Here is a 19,254-nt window from a genome sequence, read left to right as displayed (position 1 = left end):
AGTGGACAGCATGGCGTACCCAAGGCACTCTTGGGCACGCCATGGATTTCGGTAGCCCGACATGATCAAACGCCTGCTTCTTGTTCTCGCCAGTGCCTCGTTGTTGCTCATCAACAACGCCCGGGCCGAAAACAGTCCTGACACCGATCTGGTGCTCCTCACCGAAAACTTCCCGCCGTACAACATGGCGAAGAACGGCAAGAACTTCGCCCAGGGTGAGAACATCAACGGCATCGCCACCGATATCGTCCGTGAGATGTTCCAGCGCGCCGGCATTACCTATAGCCTGACCCTGCGTTTCCCATGGGAGCGCGTCTACAAACTTGCGCTGGAAAATCCCGGCTACGGGGCCTTCGTGATGGCGCGCCTGCCGGATCGCGAAAAACTCTTCAAATGGGTCGGGCCGATCGGCCCGGACGACTGGATCATGTTGGCCAAGGCCGACAGCAAGATCACCCTCGAAACTCTCAACGATGCGCGCAAATACAAGATCGGCGCCTACAAGGGCGATGCGATTGCCGAGACGCTGACCAAGCAAGGCTTGAAGCCGGTGGTGGTGTTGCGTGATCAGGACAACGCCAAGAAACTCGTCAGTGGCCAGATTGATCTATGGGCCACGGGCGATCCGGCCGGGCGCTATCTGGCGCGGCAGGATGGCGTGACGGGGCTGAAGACGGTGTTGCGATTTAACAGCGCCGAGCTGTATCTGGCGCTGAACAAAGACGTGCCGGATACCACCGTTGCCAAACTGCAGGCCGCGCTGGATCAGTTGCGCAAGGAAGGCGTGGTGGATGAGATCATGGCGCGCTATCTCTAGGTAAATCGAAAGATCGCAGCCTTCGGCAGCTCCTACGCCGAACGCACCACCCTGCAGGTGCGGCCGAACGCACCCACGTGAAGGAGTTGCCGAACGCACCCACGTGTAGGAGTTGCCGAACGCCCCGACGTGTAGGAGCTGCCGAAGGCTGCGATCTTTTAGCGATAAACGCCATCCTTCCCATGTGCCGCAGTGGCTTTGTTACTGCGCACACTGATCATCTGCCGAATATCAATCCACTCAATCCCTTGGGCCTTCAGCTTCGGCAATTCTCGCTCCAGCACCGCCAGCGTCTGCGGATACGGATGGCCGATCATCACCGCCGAACCCTGCTTGTGCGCCAGGCTGATTGCCGTCTGTAGCTGCGTGTAGATTGCCGCCTCAGTACGCTCGTCATCGAGAAACACATCCCGCGAAACACTCGCCAGATCGATCTTCTGCGCCTGTTGCGCAGCGACGGTCTGCGCGCTGGTGCGGCTGTCGACAAAGAATTTGTGTCGGCGCTGCAACTCACCCATCAACCACGCCATCGCCACCGGTTGCGCGGTCATGCGGCTGCCCATGTGGTTATTGATGCCAGCGGTGTAAGGAACCATTTTGAACGCGGCGTTCAGGCGTTTTTCGAGTTCTTCGATGGGCAGTTCGGGGTGCCACGCATAAGGCCCGGTGGCCGGGTCCATGGGCATGTGCAGGATGACGATCTTGCCCGCGCGATGGGCTTCGCGGGCAAACTCGGTGGCGTGCGGGGTGTCGGGCATGATTGCCGTGGTCACCGGACCAGGCAGCGCGAGCACGCGGCGATCCCGGGGCAGGTTCTGCCCCAGGTCGTCAATGATCAGGCTGATGTAGGCCTTGTGCGCCGTGGCGGCGGCGGGCGTCGCGTGAGCAACACCCGCCAGGCAGCACAACAGGGCGAGCAGCAACCGCACGCACATCTCAGCGGCCAGAGGTGATGCTCAAACCCTTGAGCAGGCTGAGCGCCTGGGCCAGCTGGTAATCATCATCCTGCGGCATCGCCTTGGCTTTGCCGCCGGAGCCGGTCGGCTTGTCTTCGCCGCCATTGCCGTTGCCCAGGTGACCTTGCAGATCGGCTTCCTTGAAGTAATCGCCGTCGGCTTCGTTGGTGATCTTCGCCTTGCGCACTTCGATGTCCGGGACGATGCCCTGAGCCTGAATCGAGCGGCCATTCGGCGTGAAGTACAGCGCCGTGGTGATCTTCAGGGCGCGGTCGTTATTAAGTGGCAGCACGGTTTGCACCGAGCCCTTGCCGAAACTGGTAGTGCCCATGACCACGGCGCGTTTCTGATCCTGCAAGGCGCCGGCGACAATCTCCGAGGCCGAGGCGCTGCCACCGTTGATCAGCACGACCATCGGCACCGCTTCGCTTTCGTCTTTGCCGGTGGCCGAGAAGCGCAGTTCGGAGTTGGCGATGCGGCCCTTGGTGTAAACGATCAGGCCTTTGGTGATGAAGTGGTCGACCACTTCCACCGCTGCCTGCAACACGCCGCCCGGGTTGTTGCGCAGGTCGAGAATGATGCCGTTGAGCTTCTTGCCGTTGTCCTTGCGCATCTTCGCCAGGGCCTTGGAGACCTCTTCGCCGGTCTTGACCTGGAACTGGGTGATGCGGATGTAGCCGTAGCCCGATTCAAGCAGCTGCGCTTTCACGCTCTTCACCTGAATCACCGCGCGGGCGAGGGTCACGTCGAATGGCGTGCCGCCGTCACGTACCAAAGTCAGGGTGATTTTCTGGCCGATCTTGCCGCGCATCTTGTCGACAGCTTCGGTCATGGTCTGGCCACGCGTTGGCTGACCGTTGATCTTGACGATGAAGTCGCCAGCCTGAATGCCGGCCTTCGATGCTGGCGTGTCATCGATTGGCGAGACGACTTTGATAAAGCCGTCTTCGGAGCCGACTTCAATGCCCAGGCCGCCGAATTCGCCGCTGGTGCTTTCCTGCAACTCGGTGAAATCTTCAGGGCCGAGGTAAGCCGAGTGCGGATCGAGGTTGCTGAGCATGCCCTTGATCGCGTTTTCCAGCAGGGTCTTGTCGTCCACCGGTTCGACGTAGGCCGCTTTGATCCGGTCCATGACCTCGGCAAAGGTGCGCAACTCATCCAGTGGCAGCGGGGCCTTGGAGGTCGCGGCAGTGCCTGCCGGAGCGACGGCCGGGGCCGGTTGAGCGGCAAACGCCAGAGGCGCGCCGATCACCAGGGCGATCGTCAGGGCCAGCGAGGTAAGACGGGACAAATGCAGCATGTCGAACGAACTCCTAAAATTGGTGACTCAACGCCTATCCTTGCGCGTGGCACCATTGCGCCGGATCACTCGGGTGACCCTGCTGACGAATTGCGAAATACAGCGCTGGTGTGTCCTGACCGCCACTATTACCGACAGTGGAGATCGACTCACCGGCTTTTACCACGTCACCGGCCGACTTGAGCAGCGTCTGGTTGTGACCGTAAAGACTCAGAAAACCGTTGCCGTGATCAAGGATCACCAGCAGCCCGGCACCACGCAACCAGTCGGCGAAGACGACGCGACCACCGTGTACGGCATGCACCTGGCTGCCGGCGGAGGCGCTGATCATCACGCCATCCCACTTGGTGCGGGCGTCGTCGCCACGGCTTTCGCCGAAGCGTGCCAGCAGTCGACCATCAACCGGCCAAGGAAGTTTTCCCCGCGTTGCAGCAAAAGGGCCACCGAAGGTCTCGCCGCTGCTGGAAACCAGCGCGCCGGGTGTTGATCTGGCTGGTTTGCGTGGGGCGTCGCTGTTTTCAGCCTGCGCCTCACGTAAACGCTTTTTTTCCGCTTCCTGCTGGGCGATCAGCGCTTTCTGCCGCGCTTCTTCTGCCTCACGGGCCTGACGGGCCAGGGTTTCTTCAATGGTTTTAAGGACTTTAGACAGGTCTGCCTGATCCTGCTCGCGCGCGGCCAGTTTCTGGTCGCGGGCTTTCACGTCATCGTTGAGCTTGGCGAGGACTTGCTGGCGTTCCTTGCGGACATTTTCCAGTTCGTCGCGTTGGCTATCGAGCGTGCTTTTCTGCACCAGCAATTGAGCCTGCTGCATGTCGATGTCTTTTTCGACATTGGCCAGCTGGCGCAAGGTTTCGTTGAAGTTTTTCAACTGCTCCAGGCGGGCCTGGCTCAGGTAGTCGTAATAGGTGAGGGTGCGGGCGAATCTTTCCGGGTTCTGCTGGTTGAGCAGCAGTTTGAGATATTCCTGCCGACCGTTCTGATAGGCCGCACGGGCCTGAATGGCGATCAATCGCTGCTGTTCAGTGCGCGCGCTCTGGAGTTTTTTTTTCTCTGCATCGAGTCGCTGCAGCTCGGATTCGCTTTTCTGCAGTTCTTTCTGCAGGGCGTCGACCTGTTTCTGTAGCTTGCCCAGCTCGGTCTCGGTGCCCTTGAGCTCCTTCTGCACGCCGGATTTTTCTTCCTGGACCTTGCCCAGCAGTTTTTTCAGCTCGGCAATGTCCTGACGCGTGGCGTCCAACTGCTGTTGGGTTTGCGCGCGCTCGTCAGCGAAGGCCGGTTGGAGCAGGCAGGTCAGAGCGAGGGCGATCAGGACGCGGAGCATAGAGGCGGGCGGCACCAGGGTAAGGGACGGCCTAGTATGCCCGCCCGAGGCTGCAAAAAAAACGCCCAATTGGGCCTGTGTGATAACTGGACCAAGCAATACAGCGAATTCCATTTCGAAAACTCCATAAACCACTGTGGGAGCTGGCTTGCCAGCGATGGCGTCTGCTCATTCAACATAGTTGTTGGCTGTCAGATTGCTATCGCTGGCAAGCCAGCTCCCACAGGGTTTACGGTGTTTGATCGGGCGAATTACACCAGAATCGAGGTGCCGGTCATTTCCGTCGGTTTTTCCAGGCCCAGCAGTTTCAGCATGGTCGGTGCCACGTCCGCCAGCACGCCGCCTTCACGCACCTTGAGGTCGCGCTTGCCGACATAAATGAACGGCACTGGCTCGGTGGTGTGCGCGGTGTGCGCCTGGTGGGTTTCTTCATCGGCCATTTTCTCGACGTTGCCGTGGTCGGCGGTGATCAGCGCTTCGCCGCCCACTTTTTCCAGCGCGTCCACGATTCGGCCCACGCACAGGTCCAGGCACTCAACCGCCTTGACTGCTGCATCGAATACGCCGCTATGGCCGACCATGTCGCCGTTGGCGTAGTTGACCACGATCACGTCATAACGCTGGTTTTCAATGGCGTCGACGATCCGGTCTGTGACTTCCGGTGCGCTCATTTCCGGCTGCAGGTCGTAGGTGGCGACTTTGGGCGACGGGATCAGGATGCGCTCTTCGCCCGGGAACGGTTCTTCGCGCCCGCCGGAGAAGAAGAAGGTCACGTGAGCATATTTCTCGGTTTCGGCGATGCGCAGCTGGGTCTTGCCGTTTTTCGCCAGGTAATCGCCCAGTACGTTGTCCAGGCTGCCTGCGGCGAAAGCCGATGGGGCAGGAATGCTGGCGGCATATTGGGTCAGCATGACAAAACCGGACAGTTTCGGCTGGCGGGCGCGGGCAAATTCCTTGAAATCGTCCTCGACGAACACTCGGGTCAGTTCCCGGGCGCGGTCGGCGCGGAAGTTCATGAACACCACGGCATCGCCGTCTTCGACCTTGACCGGCTCACCGATGGAGGTGGCCTTGACGAATTCGTCGCTCTCGCCACGGTCGTAGGCGGCTTGCAGGCCTTCCTGGGCGGTGGCGGCATTGAACTCGCCGTTGCCATCGACGATCAGGTTGTAAGCCTGGGCTACGCGGTCCCAGCGATTGTCGCGGTCCATGGCGAAGTAGCGACCGATGATGCTGGCAATGCGGCCCTTGCCGAGCGCCTGGAAGGTCGCGTCGAGCAGTTCGATCGACGATGCAGCACTTTTCGGTGGCGTATCGCGACCGTCGAGGAAGGCGTGCAGGTAGATTTTTTCGGCGCCGCGCTTGAACGCCAGTTCGGCCATGGCAATCAGGTGATCCTGGTGGCTGTGCACGCCGCCATCGGACAGCAGGCCCATGAAGTGCACGGCTTTGCCGGCGGCCACGGCCTTATCCACAGCGGCGCATATGGTCGGGTTCTCGAAGAACTCACCGTCGCGGATCGACTTGGTCACGCGGGTGAAATCCTGATACACCACGCGACCGGCGCCGAGGTTCATGTGGCCGACTTCGGAGTTGCCCATCTGCCCGTCCGGCAGGCCGACGTCCATGCCGCTGCCCGAGATCAAGCCGTTCGGCACGGTGGCGCAAAGGCGATCCAGTACAGGCTTGTTTGCCGCATAAACGGCATTGGACTCGTGGCTGTCACTGTGACCGAAGCCGTCGAGAATCATCAGAACCAAAGGTTTAGGCGTGGTAGTCATGGAATCCACTCGTGGCTAATAAAGAAGAGGGCGATGGAAAAGGGAGTTGGAGTTTAAAGCTAAGTTCCGACCGCGTCACCGCCGGACGGGGTTTGGCCGACCATAGTGGCTGTGTATACTGGCCGACATTTTAACGCCCTGGAACCTCCTTCGATGGTTGCTCACCTGATTGAATTTGCCACTAACCACTACATTCTTGTCGGTATCTTCGTCGTACTGCTGGCTCTGCTGCTGGCGCACACGATGCAGGGCGGCGGTAAAAGCCTGAGCACCGGCGAACTGACCGCGCTGGTCAACAAAGAAGCAGGCGTGGTGGTGGACATCCGCCCAGCGAAGGATTTCGCCGCCGGCCACATCGTTGGCGCCGTGAACATTCCCCAGGACAAACTTGCTGCGCGTATCGGCGAGCTGGAAAAACACAAGGCCAAGACCATCATTCTGGTCGACGCATTGGGCCAGACTGCTGGCACCCACGCCCGCGAACTGATGAAATCCGGCTTCACCGCCGCCAAGCTGTCCGGCGGGATCTCCAGCTGGAAAGGCGACAACCTGCCGCTGGTGAAATAAATGAGCGAAGTCATCGTCTACTCCAGCGATTACTGCCCTTATTGCATGCGAGCCAAGCAACTGCTCGCGAACAAAGGTGTGGCCTTCGAAGAGATCAAGGTCGATGGCAAGCCGCAGGTGCGTGCCGCCATGGCCCAGAAAGCGGGGCGCACGTCCGTGCCGCAGATCTGGATCGGCAGCCAGCACGTCGGCGGTTGTGACGATTTATTTGCCCTGGAGCGCGCCGGCAAGCTCGACGCGCTGCTCAAGGCCTGAACGGCTGCACCCACGTACAGCACTCCCTAAAAGACCCAAGATCAGAAAGGATCTGAGATGACTGACCAACAGAACACTGCAGCCAGCGAAGAAGACACCGCACCGCAATTCTCCTTGCAGCGCATCTACGTTCGCGACCTGTCCTTCGAAGCCCCGAAAAGCCCGGCGATCTTCCGTCAGCAGTGGGATCCGACCGTTGGTCTGGATCTGAACACTCGCCAGAAAGAACTCGAAGGCGATTTCTACGAAGTCGTACTGACCCTGTCCGTGACCGTGAAAAACGGTGACGAAGTGGCCTTCATCGCTGAAGTGCAACAGGCCGGTATCTTCCTGATCAAGAACCTGGATGCGGCTTCGATGAGCCACACGCTGGGTGCGTTCTGCCCGAACATCCTGTTCCCGTATGCTCGCGAGACCCTGGACAGCCTGGTCACCCGTGGCTCGTTCCCGGCGCTGATGCTGGCCCCGGTGAACTTCGACGCCCTGTACGCGCAAGAACTGCAGCGCATGCAGGAAAGCGGCGAGACGCCAACCGTTCAATAAGCGGCGCTGCTGCAATCGCGGGCAAGCCCGCTCCCACAGGATTGAGCAAAACCTGTGGGAGCGGGCTTGCCCGCGATTGTTTCTGTCAGGCGAAAATAATCTTCGGGTTACTTGAAGTCGTTCTGGCGCCAGGCTTCATACACCGCGACTGCGACGGTGTTGGACAGGTTCAGGCTGCGGCAGCCTTCGCGCATCGGCAGGCGCAGGCGCTGTTCGGCCGCAAGAGCGTCCAGTACTTCTGGCGGCAGGCCACGGCTTTCCGGACCGAACATGAACGCATCGCCCTCGGCGAAGCTGGCATCGTGGAACGGTCGCGAGCCCTTGGTGGTGAAGGCGAACAGGCGCGGGTGACCGAGGCTTTCCAGGCAGCTGGCGAGATCCGCGTGACGTTGCAGGGTGGCATACTCGTGGTAGTCGAGGCCCGCCCTGCGCAGACGCTTGTCGTCCATCTCGAAACCCAGCGGTTCGATCAAATGCAGGTGGCAGCCACTGTTGGCGCACAGCCTGATAACGTTGCCGGTGTTCGGCGGAATTTCTGGTTGAAAAAGGATGACGTGAAACATGCACGGCTCCGAAGGTAAAGATGAGCGGCATTCTACGCCGCCTGTGGACAACCGTTCGAAACTATTCCCGCGCGTGATCGGTTCGCTGGCGATTGTCGGCTTGATGATCGGTTTGATGATCGGCCGCCTGACCACGCCGGACCCGACCGTGCTGCAACAGGTCGAGGTGACGAGTGACGGATTGGTGGTGTGGTTCAGCAACGAACCCAAGACCCATGGCGAGATCGTCGACGGCAGCCTTGCGCTGCTATTCGCGGCCGAAGGCAAGGCGCAGAAAGGGCAGCTCAAGCTCAATGATAAAAGCGTGAACTGGCGAGTGCGTTTGAGTGATGGTGGGTTGTTGCTGACGGTGCTGGCGGCGCGGCCGCTGCAGGGCGACTGGGCCGGCAGCGAGGTCGATGACCGCTGGCGGCTGGAGATTCATCTGCGCGAGCAATAAAAGCGGGAATCCCTGACCTGCCTGTATCAGGGTTCCCAAAACGGCGTGGACTTCGCGTGACGCGTCGGTCCGGTGTAAAGAGGGAACCCCCGGCCTGCCTGTACCAAGGATCCCAAAACGGCAGGGCTCGCGCATGGCGACGAAAGCCCGGTGTAAAGAAGGAACCCCTGACCTGCCTGTATCAAGGGCCCCAAAACTGTTTGGGCTCGTCGCTTGTGCGGTGTGAGCCCGGTGTAAAGAGGGGAATCCCCGGCCTGCCTGTACCAAGGTCCCCGAAACGGGTGGTGAATCGAATCACCTGAAAGAGGTATTGCAGGGGGCGTGCCAGTTTTTAATCTGATGAAACAAAAAAACCGCTCAGAAACGCGGAAGCCCCGGAATTCGGGGCTTTCGTGTTTTTTCGGTCAGGGTTCGATTGCGAAAGCAGGCGGGGTTCTAAATCAGCATTCGTGCGCGATTGCGGTTCACGGTGCATTCAGTCGGTGCACGGTGGGGCCAAAAGCATCGCGGGCAAGCCCGCTCCCACAGGGGCCAGTGTTGTTCACGCAATCGTGAAAACACCGGGTTCTCTGTGGGAGCGGGCTTGCCCGCGAATGGATCTATGCAGCGACGATGATTTACAGGGTACTTAGCCCTCTTCCCCCTCATCATCATCCCCACCATCAACCTTCATCCCCAATTCCTTGATCTTGCGAGTCAGGGTATTACGCCCCCAACCCAACAACACCGCCGCATCACGTCGACGCCCAGCCGTGTGCTTGAGCGCCGTCTCGATCATGATCCGCTCAAACGCCGGCACTGCGCTGTCGAGCAAGCTCGACTGGCCTCGGGCCAGTGCCTGGTCTGCCCACTGGCGCAGCGCCTGCTCCCAGTTGGTCACCGGTGCCGAGTCCTGCGGCAGGTTCAGCAGTTCTGGCGGCAGGTCGCTGATGTGCACTTCGCGACCGGAAGCCATCACCGTAATCCAGCGGCAGGTGTTCTCCAGCTGACGCACGTTGCCGCCCCACGGCAGGTTCTTCAGGTACTCCTCGGTCTCGCTCTTGAGCAGCTTGGGCTCCACTGCCAGTTCCTGCGCGGCGCGGCTGAGGAAGTGCTTGGCCAGGGTCGGGATGTCTTCGCGGCGGTCCGACAGTCGTGGAATGTGGATGCGGATGACGTTGAGGCGGTGGAACAAGTCTTCGCGGAATTTACCCGCGTGCACCAGGGTTTCCAGGTTCTGGTGAGTCGCCGCGATGATGCGCACATCCACCTTGACCGGCACATGCCCGCCAACACGATAGAACTCGCCGTCGGCCAGAACGCGCAGCAAACGGGTTTGCGTGTCCGCCGGCATGTCGCCGATTTCGTCGAGGAACAGTGTGCCGCCGTCAGCCTGCTCAAAGCGCCCGCGACGCAGGTTTGCTGCACCGGTGAACGCGCCTTTCTCATGGCCGAACAGCTCGGATTCCATCAGATCCTTGGGGATCGCCGCCATGTTCAGCGCGATGAACGGCGAAGCCGCGCGTGGGCTGTGGCGGTGCAGGGCGTGGGCGACCAGTTCTTTACCGGTGCCGGATTCGCCGTTGATCAGCACGGTGATGTTGGAGTGGCTCAAGCGTCCGATGGCGCGAAACACTTCCTGCATCGCCGGCGCTTCACCGATGATTTCCGGAGTGCGGGTCAGGGTCGGAACGACTTCAAGACCTTGCTGCTCCTGGGCGTGCTGGTTCGCCCGCTTGACCAGCGATACGGCTTCGTCGACGTCGAACGGTTTTGGCAGGTACTCGAACGCGCCGCCCTGATAGGACGCGACAGCGCTGTCCAGATCGGAGTGAGCGGTCATGATGATCACTGGCAGCCGTGGGTGCTGCTCGCGAATCCGCGCCAACAGATCCAGGCCACTGGCACCCGGCATACGGATGTCGGAAATGATCACATCCGGCTGCTGACGGGCCAGGCGACTCATCACGCCATCCGCGCTGTCGAAGCTCTGCGTGGTCATGCCTTCCTGCTGCAAGGCCTTTTCCAGAACCCAACGGATAGAACGGTCGTCATCGACGATCCAGACGGTTTCACTACGGCTCATGTCGATGTGGCTCCTTGTTCCAGTGGCAGAAAGATCGAGAACGTGGTGTGGCCTGGATGGCTGTCACACTCGATCAGGCCCTGGTGCTGGCTGATGATGTTCTGGGTAATGGCCAGGCCCAGCCCGGTACCGTCCGGACGGCCGCTGACCATGGGAAAGAAAATGGTTTCCTGAAGTTCCGCGGGGATCCCCGGGCCGTTGTCGATGATCTCGATCTTGGTCACCAGACGATGGCGGATATGGCCGATGGTGAACTGGCGCATGGCGCGGGTGCGCAGGCTGATGCGGCCCAGGCGCAACTCGTTCTGGCTGCTGATCGCCTGCATCGCATTGCGCACGATGTTCAACACCGCCTGAATCATTTGCTCACGGTCGATCAGTACGTCGGGAATACTCGGGTCGTAATCGCGCACCAAGGTGATGCAACCCTGGCTTTCGGCTTCGACCAAATGGCAGACGCGTTCGAGCACTTCGTGAATATTGCACATCGCCAGCGACGGCAGTTTGTTCGAACCGAGCATGCGATCGACCAGGTTGCGCAGACGGTCGGCCTCTTCAATGATCACGTTGGTGTAGTCGCGCAGGCTGTCTTCCGGCAGTTCGCGGGCCAGCAACTGCGCCGCGCCACGGATGCCGCCGAGCGGGTTCTTGATCTCATGGGCGAGGCCGCGCACCAGCATCTTGCTGGTTTCCTGCTTGGAAATTTGCGCCTCTTCCTTGGTGATCCGCAGCAAGCGGTCGCGCGGGTGGACTTCCAGCAGAAGCATGGTCGCGCCGTTGCTGAGAATCGGCGTCACAGCGTAATCCACGGTCAGGGTCTGGCCGGTGAGGGCGGTGAGCATCGCTTCGCGCTTGGTGAACGGGTGCGCTTGTTCTACCGCTTGGCGCAGGGAATTCAGCGCTTCGGTGGACTCGGTGAACAATTCACTGATGAATTGCCCGTGACTGCGCTGCCCGCTGATTGCCAGGAGCATTTCTGCCGCCGGGTTCATGTACTCCAGGCGCAGTTGTGCGTCGAGCAGAATGGTGGCGGTGGTCAGGTTGTCGAGCAGCAAACGGTGGATTGCGTCGCTAATGGTCATCAGGACCTCTTTTGGAGCAGGGCGTGCGCAAGAAAAAGCGTTTGTGACTGGAAAATGCAAAAAACAAACCAAGGCTCTGAAAAGAAGCGTCGATCGCCTGAAACAGGCGTTTGACGCTCTTTTGCGTGGCGTTTTGCCAGCTTCGACGGGTAGTTTCGAACCAAAATGGGATGAGAAGTGGGTACTGCGCCTCTGCGCGCACCAATATAGTGCGCAAGCAGGCTGAGGGCTAAAAGAACTTCAGAAAGGGATTTTTCTCCTCTTCGGGTTTGTCCTTGAGCGGGCACTCCGGGCGCTGGCCGAAGTCGGTAAGGGCGCAGGGTTTGACCTGGCGTTTCTGGGCAAGGGAAATTCGCAGCATATGAAAGGGCTGGTTGGCGGTGCGCTCTACGGTGCGTCCTTGCTGGTCGAGGATTTCAACGGACAGGTTGTGACTGCCGCGATCGACGTTGGTCAGGGCAAAAACCGGGCTGAGGCCGGGTTCGGCGGTGGGTTTGCCGTCCAGCAGCAGGCGGTACCGGTGACCCCGTTGCAGGCCGGGCTCGCTGGTCACACTGACGATCAGTTCACCGGCGCTGCTGCGCAGCGTGGCGTCAGGTTCGGGTACCAGCACCCTCAGCAGGTCGTAGCGAAAAAGGGAGGGCGCTGCGGCTTGTTGTCTGGGTGTCGCCGGTTTGGCGTTGCCCGGATTGGCGGACATGCGATTACCCGGCACCAGCGGTACGCGCTTCGCGTTGCCGGAGCCGGGCTGATCGGTGAAGACCCGATTGCCCTGGGCATCGACGTAGGTAAATATTTCTGCCGACGCGGGCAGCGCAATCAGCAGTCCGGCCAACAGCCACCCTTTCAAGGCTTGTGGACTCGCTGCACGGTGAAGGTCACGGTCGGGCTTTGCTGCACGACGTTTTCCCCGCTGATCACCTGTACCGCGAGGCTGTGGGTGCCACGATCGATGTTTACCAACTGCAGGACTGGCACGTTGCCAGGCTGGCCGTAGGGCTGGTCATCCAGCAGCAGCCGGAACAGATGCGGGCCCTGCAGGCGTGGTTTGATCAACACGTTCACGGTGAAGGTGCCGTTATTGGCGCGTAACGCTTCGCTGGTGGGCAGGTTGGTCAATTCCAGCACTTCGTATGCGCTGCGCGGCTGTTCGTCAGTGACGGCGTCAACAGGCGGCGCAGCAGGTGGTTGTGATTCGACGCTGTTTAGCGGCGGCAACTCCACCGGCTGCGCCTTGACCCCGTCCGGCGAGTGATCGCTGTACACCGTGTTGCCGTTGGCGTCGGTGTACTTGTAGATCTGCGCGGCGGCGGGCAGGGCGATCACCAGCAGGATGTATGAAAAGGTGCGACCCATGAAATCGACCAGAAACGAAAGCGATGGGTTGCAGCATAGGTCAGGGCTGGCGCTTGACCCAACTCGTTAATATTTCGGTATGAAAAAGCAGGAGCAAAGATCGCAGCCTTCGGCAGCTCCTACGCGCCTGTGGGCGCTGCCGAAGGCTGCGATCTTTTGATCTTGTACGCATAAAAAAGGCCTCCCGAAGGAGGCCTCTTTTTGTCACGCCGCGAGTGCTGGCGCTACCGGATCAGCAGCTGTAGTACAGCTCGTATTCCAGTGGGTGTACGAAGGTGCGAACCTTGATTTCTTCTTCGGATTTCAGCGCGATGTAAGCGTCGATGAAGTCGTCGGAGAACACGCCGCCCTTGGTCAGGAACGCGCGGCCCTTGTCCAGCTCTTCCAAGGCTTCTTTCAGGCTGCCGCAAACTTGTGGGATCTCTTTCGCCTCTTCAGGCGGCAGGTCGTACAGGTTTTTGTCAGCAGCGTCGCCTGGGTGGATCTTGTTCTGGATACCGTCCAGACCGGCCATCAGCAGAGCTGCGAAGCCCAGGTACGGGTTGGCAGCCGGATCCGGGAAGCGTGCTTCGATACGGCGGGCTTTCGGGCTCGACACGTAAGGAATACGGATCGAAGCGGAACGGTTGCGAGCCGAGTAGGCCAGCATTACCGGGGCTTCGAAGCCTGGCACCAGACGCTTGTAGGAGTTGGTCGCCGGGTTGGTGAAGCCGTTCAGGGCCTTACCGTGCTTGATGATGCCGCCGATGAAGTACAGAGCGGTATCGGACAGGCCGGCATAGCCTTCACCTGCGAAGGTGTTCTTGCCGTCTTTCCAGATCGACATGTGTACGTGCATGCCCGAACCGTTGTCGCCGTACAGTGGCTTCGGCATGAAGGTCGCGGTGCGGCCGTAGGCGTCAGCAACGTTGTGTACAACGTACTTCAGGGTTTGGGTTTCGTCGGCTTTCTTCACCAGGGTGTTGAACTTGACGCCGATTTCGTTCTGGCCGGCAGTTGCCACTTCGTGGTGGTGAACTTCGACGGTCAGGCCCATTTCTTCCAGTGCGTTGCACATGGAGGTACGGATTTCGTGGTCGTGGTCGAACGGCGGAACCGGGAAGTAGCCACCTTTGACGCCTGGACGGTGACCTTTGTTGCCGCCTTCGATGTCCTGGTCGGACATCCACGAACCTTGCTCGGAGTAGATCTTGAACATCGAGCCGGAGATGTCCGACTTGAATTTAACCGAGTCGAAGATGAAGAATTCTGGCTCTGGACCGGCGAACACAGTGTCACCGATACCGGTGGCTTTCAGGTGCTCTTCGGCGCGCTTGGCGATCGCACGTGGGTCGCGGTCGTAGCCTTGCATGCTCGAAGGTTCGATGATGTCGCACACCAGGATCAGGGTGGCGTCTTCGGTGAACGGGTCGAGAACGGCAGTGTCGTCGTCCGGCAGCAGGATCATGTCGGAGGCTTCGATGCCTTTCCAGCCAGCGATGGAGGAACCGTCGAACATTTTGCCGACTTCGAAGAAGTCGTCATCCAGCGCATCGCGAGCCGGCATGGTCACGTGGTGCTGAGTGCCTTTGGTGTCCGTGAAGCGCAGATCAATCCACTTGACGTCATGATCTTTGATGAGTTGAACCGACTTCGACATAGTGTCCTCCGGGTGGCTTCGGGCTTGGTAGTGGATAGCCCTTGGAATTTTGGTGATGCCGGCGCAGATACTCTGCCAAGGCAACCTGCCTCACAAGGGAGCAAATTGCATGCCAGTGCCCCAGCATGGGTTTTTTGCCCCAATTTCACGCTTATATAGATGTATGGCGTTCATAAACGGCAAAACTCGCCCCTTTATGTGGCGCATTTTCACACAAATGACCCGTTTTGGTGCGCGACAAAGGTTCTGCATATTAACTGGTTAAACCTTGAGCAATTTCCGCTATAATCCGCGCCCCCTTTTTCGGCTGGCCCAGCGCGCGCTGTTTTCATGAAACTAATCGTAAAAGTCTTCCCCGAGATCACCATCAAAAGCCGACCTGTCCGGACGAAATTCATCCGCCAGTTGGCCAAGAACATCCGCACCGTGCTCCGCGACCTGGACCCGGCCGTGGTGGTGAACGGTGTGTGGGACAATCTCGAGCTGGAAACCCGCGTTACCGACCCCAAAGCCTTGAAAGAGATGGGTGAGCGCCTGACCTGCATGCCGGGCATCGCGCACTTTCTGCAGATCGACGAGTATCCGCTGGGCGACTTCGACGACATCGTCGCCAAGTGCAAGCTGCACTTCGGTGATGCCCTGGCCGGGAAGATTTTTCGGTGCGCTGCAAGCGCGCCGGCAAGCATGAATTCAGCTCCATGGATGTCGAGAAATACGTCGGCAGCCAGCTGCGTCGTCAGTGCGGCGCCGCCGGAATCTCTCTGAAAGAGCCGCAAATCGAAGTTCGTATCGAAATTCGCGACAAACGGTTGTTCGTGATCCACAACCAGCACAACAGCATCGGCGGTTATCCGCTGGGTGCCCTGGAGCAGACGCTTGTGCTGATGTCCGGTGGCTTCGATTCAACGGTGGCCGCCTACCAGATCATGCGCCGCGGGCTGATGAGCCATTTCTGCTTCTTCAACCTGGGCGGGCGGGCCCATGAATTGGGGGTGATGGAGGTCGCGCACTTCATCTGGAAGAAGTACGGCAGCTCCCAACGCGTGTTATTTGTCAGTGTACCGTTCGAGGAAGTACTGGGAGAAATTCTCGGGAAAGTCGATAACAGTCATATGGGCGTAGTTTTGAAGCGTATGATGTTGCGCGCTGCGTCCAACATCGCCGACCGCTTGCAAATCGAGGCTCTGGTCACTGGCGAAGCGGTCTCCCAGGTGTCGAGCCAGACGCTGCCGAACCTGTCGGTGATCGACTGCGTGACTGACAAACTGGTCCTGCGGCCGCTGATCGTCGCGCACAAGCAGGACATCATCGACACGGCCAACGAGATCGGCACCGCCGATTTCGCCCGGCACATGCCGGAGTACTGCGGCGTTATCTCGGTCAATCCGAAGACCGCCGCCAAACGCGGGCGCGTTGAACACGAAGAGAAAGAATTCGACATGGCGGTGCTCGAGCGAGCGCTCGAAAACGCCAAACTGGTGCCGATCGATCGAGTGATCGACGAACTGGGCCAGGACGTACAGATTGAAGAAGTCAGCGAAGCACTGGCCGGCCAGATCGTGATCGACATCCGTCACCCGGATGCCGCCGAGGATGAGCCGCTGGAACTCGCTGGCGTAGAAGTACAGACGATGCCGTTCTACGCAGTGAACGCTCGTTTCAAGGAGCTGGATCCGACTCGCCAGTACCTGCTGTATTGCGACAAAGGCGTGATGAGTCGCCTGCATGCTCACCATTTGCTCAGTGAGGGGCATGCCAATGTGCGCGTTTATCGACCGAGCTAAGTGCCCGGGGCTGTTTGCCTGTGGCCTGCGTCACCGGCCCCCCGACACCGCCGTCAAGCTGTAACGGCCATGCCGGACACTACTGCTAATCGCTGCCAAGACTTGTCAGCAAACCGAATCCTCTGATCGAGATACACAAGTGATCGAAAATCTACGCAACATCGCCATCATTGCCCACGTTGACCATGGTAAAACCACCCTGGTAGACAAACTCCTGCGTCAATCCGGCACTCTGGAGCGCAACGAGCTCAACGACGAGCGCGTGATGGACTCCAACGACCAGGAAAAAGAGCGCGGTATTACCATTCTGGCGAAAAACACCGCCATCAACTGGAACGGCTACCACATCAACATCGTGGACACCCCGGGCCACGCCGACTTCGGCGGCGAAGTTGAACGCGTAATGTCGATGGTTGACTCCGTTCTGCTGCTGGTTGACGCTCAAGACGGCCCTATGCCGCAAACCCGTTTCGTGACCAAGAAGGCTTTCGAAGCCGGCCTGCGTCCGATCGTGGTAATCAACAAGGTTGACCGTCCAGGCGCGCGTCCGGACTGGGTTCTGGACCAGATCTTCGACCTGTTCGACAACCTCGGTGCTACCGAAGAACAACTGGACTTCCAGGTTGTTTACGCCTCGGCCCTGAACGGCATTGCCGGTCTGGATCACACCGCCATGGCTGAAGACATGACCCCGCTGTACCAAGCGGTAGTCGACCATGTTCCGCCTCCGGCCGTTGACCGTGATGGCGCGTTCCAGATGCAGATCTCCGCTCTGGACTACAACAGCTTCCTGGGTGTTATCGGCGTTGGCCGTATCGCTCGTGGTCGCGTCAAGCCGAACACTCCGGTTGTGGCGATCGGTGCCGACGGCAAGCGCCGTAACGGCCGTATCCTGAAGCTGATGGGTCACCACGGTCTGCACCGCGTTGACGTTGAAGAAGCTGCAGCAGGCGATATCGTTTGCATCAGCGGTATGGACTCGCTGTTCATCTCCGACACCCTGTGCCACCCGGACACTGTCGAGGCGATGAAGCCTCTGACCGTTGACGAGCCAACCGTTTCGATGACCTTCCAGGTAAACGACTCGCCTTTCTGCGGTAAAGAAGGCAAGTTCGTGACGTCCCGTAACATCAAGGACCGTCTGGACAAAGAGCTGCTCTACAACGTTGCTCTGCGCGTTGAAGAAGGCGACACCGCTGACAAGTTCAAGGTTTCCGGCCGTGGTGAGCTGCACCTCTCGGTACTGATCGAAACCATGCGTCGCGAAGGCTTCGAGCTGGCCCTGGGCCGTCCTGAAGTAATCATTCGTGAAGTTGACGGCGTCAAGCAAGAACCGTTCGAAAACGTGACCATCGACATCCCTGAAGAAGCTCAGGGCAAGGTCATGGAAGAGATGGGTCTGCGTAAGGGCGACCTGAGCAACATGGTTCCGGATGGTAAGGGCCGTGTTCGTCTGGAATACAACATCCCTGCTCGTGGTCTGATTGGTTTCCGTAACCAGTTCCTGACCCTGACCAACGGTGCTGGCATCCTGACCTCGATCTTCGATCGCTACGACACCGTCAAGTCGGGCCACATGTCCGGCCGTCAGAACGGCGTTCTGGTTTCGGTTGAAACCGGCAAGGCACTGACCTACTCGCTGGAAACCCTGCAGGCTCGTGGCAAGCTGTTCGTAGAACACGGTCAAGAGATCTACAACGGTCAAATCGTTGGTCAGAACAGCCGTGACAACGACCTGGGCGTTAACCCTACCAAGGGCAAGAAGCTCGACAACATGCGTGCTTCGGGTAAAGACGAAACCATCGCTCTGGTTCCACCAGTGAAGTTCACTCTGGAACAGGCTCTGGAATACATCCAGGAAGACGAGCTGTGCGAAGTTACTCCTAAGTCCATCCGTCTTCGCAAGAAGATCCTGGACGAAAGCGAGCGTACCCGCGCTGCCAAGAAAGCCAAGAACTGAGTCATTAGTTCCGGCTGAATGAAAACGCCCCCGGTCGAGAGACCGGGGGCGTTTTTGTTTGTCTGGGATTTCGGTGTTGTCAGGGCCGATGCTATCGCTGGCAAGCCAGCTCCCACAGGGTTCTGCGCTATTTCAAATCAGCGCACTATCTGTGGGAGCTGGCTTGCCAGCGATGAGGCCCGGTCAGTCAGCGAGATTCTGGATCAGAACTTCTCAAGGGTACGCCGCGAGCTGCTGGTCTCGCGCACCACTTCCTTCGGCTTGTACGCGCAATAACCCGGCCGCGGGCCGATTTTCGGGTGATTGCGGCAGGTATCCGGGCGCTTGTCATAAATGGTGCACAGGCGGCTCTTACGATCCAGGTAGTAGCAATCGTTGTTGCTCATGCGCTGCAGGGTAAAGATCCCCGATTTCTGATTGAAGCGTTCGACCAGGCCTTCCTTTTGCAGACGCTTGGCGATGTTTTTCGGCGGGTCGCCCAGTTCGAACTCGTCGACCACACCGATGCGCACCAGATCCTTGATCTTCACTTCAACCGGCAGCGTGCAGCAGCTGGACACGCAGGAGCCGCACATCGGGGCTGAATATTTTGCCCACGTATCGAGACGATCGATCTCGGCGGCGGCAATCAGGTTGGGCTTCATCATCGGGAGTTACCAGGCGTGTGTGCATCAGGGCGCGCGATCATACCGGGACTGGTGGATTTTTGAACAACCTTTCGCCAGTTTTTTCCTGCGCGGCTCATCGGCTTCGTTAATCCGGCACGGGCCCTGCATTCTTTCCGGCATACGACAAGGTAATGTCGACCTATCTCGCACTAACGGGA

The 19,254-nt window shown here is 59.3% G+C and carries 18 protein-coding genes and 1 pseudogene; 8 read left to right on the top strand and 11 right to left on the bottom strand.

The window, feature by feature from the left end; translation table 11 throughout:
- The first annotated feature begins 61 nt into the window (after window positions 1-61).
- A complete protein-coding gene (locus tag JFT80_RS21935; protein ID WP_201149383.1) occupies window positions 62-817 on the top strand; it encodes an ABC transporter substrate-binding protein in 756 nt (251 codons plus the stop codon).
- Window positions 818-975: 158 nt separating this feature from the next.
- Here the strand turns inward: JFT80_RS21935 and JFT80_RS21930 are convergent, their stop codons facing one another.
- The 4 genes from JFT80_RS21930 to gpmI all read right to left on the bottom strand — a co-directional run bounded on the left by JFT80_RS21930 (window position 976) and on the right by gpmI (window position 6,175).
- The gene (locus tag JFT80_RS21930) at window positions 976-1,752 is read right to left on the bottom strand and encodes a divergent polysaccharide deacetylase family protein (RefSeq protein ID WP_201149382.1); all 777 of its coding nucleotides are present in this window, start codon (window positions 1,750-1,752) and stop codon (window positions 976-978) included.
- A gap of 1 nt (window position 1,753) precedes the next feature.
- Window positions 1,754-3,073, bottom strand: a complete 1,320-nt coding sequence (locus JFT80_RS21925) for a S41 family peptidase (RefSeq protein WP_201149381.1) — start codon at window positions 3,071-3,073, stop codon at window positions 1,754-1,756.
- 34 nt (window positions 3,074-3,107) lie between these two features.
- Window positions 3,108-4,394, bottom strand: coding sequence for a murein hydrolase activator EnvC (locus tag JFT80_RS21920; RefSeq protein ID WP_201149380.1), 1,287 nt, complete (start codon window positions 4,392-4,394; stop codon window positions 3,108-3,110).
- A 251-nt stretch (window positions 4,395-4,645) separates the two neighbouring features.
- On the bottom strand, window positions 4,646-6,175 hold the full coding sequence (gene gpmI, locus JFT80_RS21915; protein ID WP_201149379.1) for a 2,3-bisphosphoglycerate-independent phosphoglycerate mutase: 1,530 nt from the start codon (window positions 6,173-6,175) through the stop codon (window positions 4,646-4,648).
- A gap of 153 nt (window positions 6,176-6,328) precedes the next feature.
- On the opposite strand from gpmI, the gene JFT80_RS21910 reads away from it, so the two are divergent.
- Genes JFT80_RS21910 through secB form a run of 3 tightly spaced genes read left to right on the top strand, consistent with a single transcriptional unit; the run spans window position 6,329 to window position 7,540 of the window.
- Window positions 6,329-6,742: a rhodanese-like domain-containing protein gene (locus JFT80_RS21910; protein ID WP_102354619.1), complete on the top strand. Its 414-nt coding sequence runs from the start codon at window positions 6,329-6,331 to the stop codon at window positions 6,740-6,742.
- Window positions 6,743-6,997 (top strand): glutaredoxin 3, encoded by a 255-nt coding sequence (gene grxC, locus JFT80_RS21905; RefSeq protein ID WP_201149378.1) that lies wholly within the window; start codon window positions 6,743-6,745, stop codon window positions 6,995-6,997.
- Window positions 6,998-7,054: 57 nt separating this feature from the next.
- Window positions 7,055-7,540, top strand: a complete 486-nt coding sequence (gene secB, locus JFT80_RS21900) for a protein-export chaperone SecB (protein WP_201149376.1) — start codon at window positions 7,055-7,057, stop codon at window positions 7,538-7,540.
- Window positions 7,541-7,647: 107 nt separating this feature from the next.
- On the opposite strand, the gene trmL is transcribed toward secB, so the two are convergent.
- Window positions 7,648-8,103: a tRNA (uridine(34)/cytosine(34)/5-carboxymethylaminomethyluridine(34)-2'-O)-methyltransferase TrmL gene (trmL, locus tag JFT80_RS21895; RefSeq protein ID WP_201149374.1), complete on the bottom strand. Its 456-nt coding sequence runs from the start codon at window positions 8,101-8,103 to the stop codon at window positions 7,648-7,650.
- On the opposite strand from trmL, the gene JFT80_RS21890 reads away from it, so the two are divergent.
- Window positions 8,102-8,542 carry a hypothetical protein gene (locus tag JFT80_RS21890; protein ID WP_201149372.1) on the top strand — a complete coding sequence of 147 codons (441 nt, stop codon included), beginning with the start codon at window positions 8,102-8,104 and terminating at the stop codon, window positions 8,540-8,542. The two genes, trmL and JFT80_RS21890, sit on opposite strands and share 2 nt — an antisense overlap.
- A gap of 628 nt (window positions 8,543-9,170) precedes the next feature.
- Here JFT80_RS21890 and ntrC read toward each other — a convergent pair.
- Both ntrC and glnL read right to left on the bottom strand, forming a co-directional pair.
- Entirely contained in the window at window positions 9,171-10,607 is a 1,437-nt protein-coding gene (gene ntrC / locus JFT80_RS21885; RefSeq protein WP_201149370.1) for a nitrogen regulation protein NR(I), read from the bottom strand.
- Complete coding sequence (glnL, locus tag JFT80_RS21880) at window positions 10,604-11,689, bottom strand: nitrogen regulation protein NR(II) (RefSeq protein ID WP_201149368.1); 1,086 nt, start codon at window positions 11,687-11,689, stop codon at window positions 10,604-10,606. Before glnL ends, ntrC begins: the two co-directional genes overlap by 4 nt.
- Between glnL and JFT80_RS21875 the strand changes: the two genes are divergently transcribed.
- On the top strand, window positions 11,682-11,915 hold the full coding sequence (locus JFT80_RS21875; RefSeq protein ID WP_201149366.1) for a hypothetical protein: 234 nt from the start codon (window positions 11,682-11,684) through the stop codon (window positions 11,913-11,915). The two genes, glnL and JFT80_RS21875, sit on opposite strands and share 8 nt — an antisense overlap.
- Window positions 11,916-11,918: 3 nt before the next feature.
- Here JFT80_RS21875 and JFT80_RS21870 read toward each other — a convergent pair whose 3' ends face one another.
- From JFT80_RS21870 to glnA, 3 genes are all read right to left on the bottom strand, one after another.
- The gene (locus JFT80_RS21870; RefSeq protein ID WP_307833120.1) at window positions 11,919-12,539 is read right to left on the bottom strand and encodes a DUF4124 domain-containing protein; all 621 of its coding nucleotides are present in this window, start codon (window positions 12,537-12,539) and stop codon (window positions 11,919-11,921) included.
- Window positions 12,536-13,045 (bottom strand): DUF4124 domain-containing protein, encoded by a 510-nt coding sequence (locus tag JFT80_RS21865; RefSeq protein ID WP_201149362.1) that lies wholly within the window; start codon window positions 13,043-13,045, stop codon window positions 12,536-12,538. The genes JFT80_RS21870 and JFT80_RS21865 overlap by 4 nt, the downstream gene beginning before the upstream one ends.
- A gap of 232 nt (window positions 13,046-13,277) precedes the next feature.
- On the bottom strand, window positions 13,278-14,684 hold the full coding sequence (gene glnA, locus JFT80_RS21860) for a type I glutamate--ammonia ligase (RefSeq protein ID WP_201149360.1): 1,407 nt from the start codon (window positions 14,682-14,684) through the stop codon (window positions 13,278-13,280).
- Window positions 14,685-15,014: 330 nt separating this feature from the next.
- On the opposite strand from glnA, the pseudogene thiI reads away from it, so the two are divergent.
- Both thiI and typA read left to right on the top strand, forming a co-directional pair.
- A pseudogene (gene thiI / locus JFT80_RS21855) lies at window positions 15,015-16,468 on the top strand (tRNA uracil 4-sulfurtransferase ThiI).
- Window positions 16,469-16,607: 139 nt separating this feature from the next.
- Window positions 16,608-18,428, top strand: a complete 1,821-nt coding sequence (gene typA / locus JFT80_RS21850) for a translational GTPase TypA (RefSeq protein ID WP_064117050.1) — start codon at window positions 16,608-16,610, stop codon at window positions 18,426-18,428.
- A gap of 203 nt (window positions 18,429-18,631) precedes the next feature.
- Here typA and JFT80_RS21845 read toward each other — a convergent pair whose 3' ends face one another.
- Complete coding sequence (locus JFT80_RS21845) at window positions 18,632-19,075, bottom strand: YkgJ family cysteine cluster protein (RefSeq protein ID WP_201149359.1); 444 nt, start codon at window positions 19,073-19,075, stop codon at window positions 18,632-18,634.
- Window positions 19,076-19,254: the final 179 nt, after the last annotated feature.

Origin of the sequence: Pseudomonas sp. TH10, assembly GCF_016651255.1 — a bacterium.
In the GTDB taxonomy this organism is placed as follows: Bacteria; Pseudomonadota; Gammaproteobacteria; order Pseudomonadales; family Pseudomonadaceae; genus Aquipseudomonas.
Note: the sequence above shows the minus strand (reverse complement) of the source record. Positions and strands in the feature narration are given on the sequence as shown.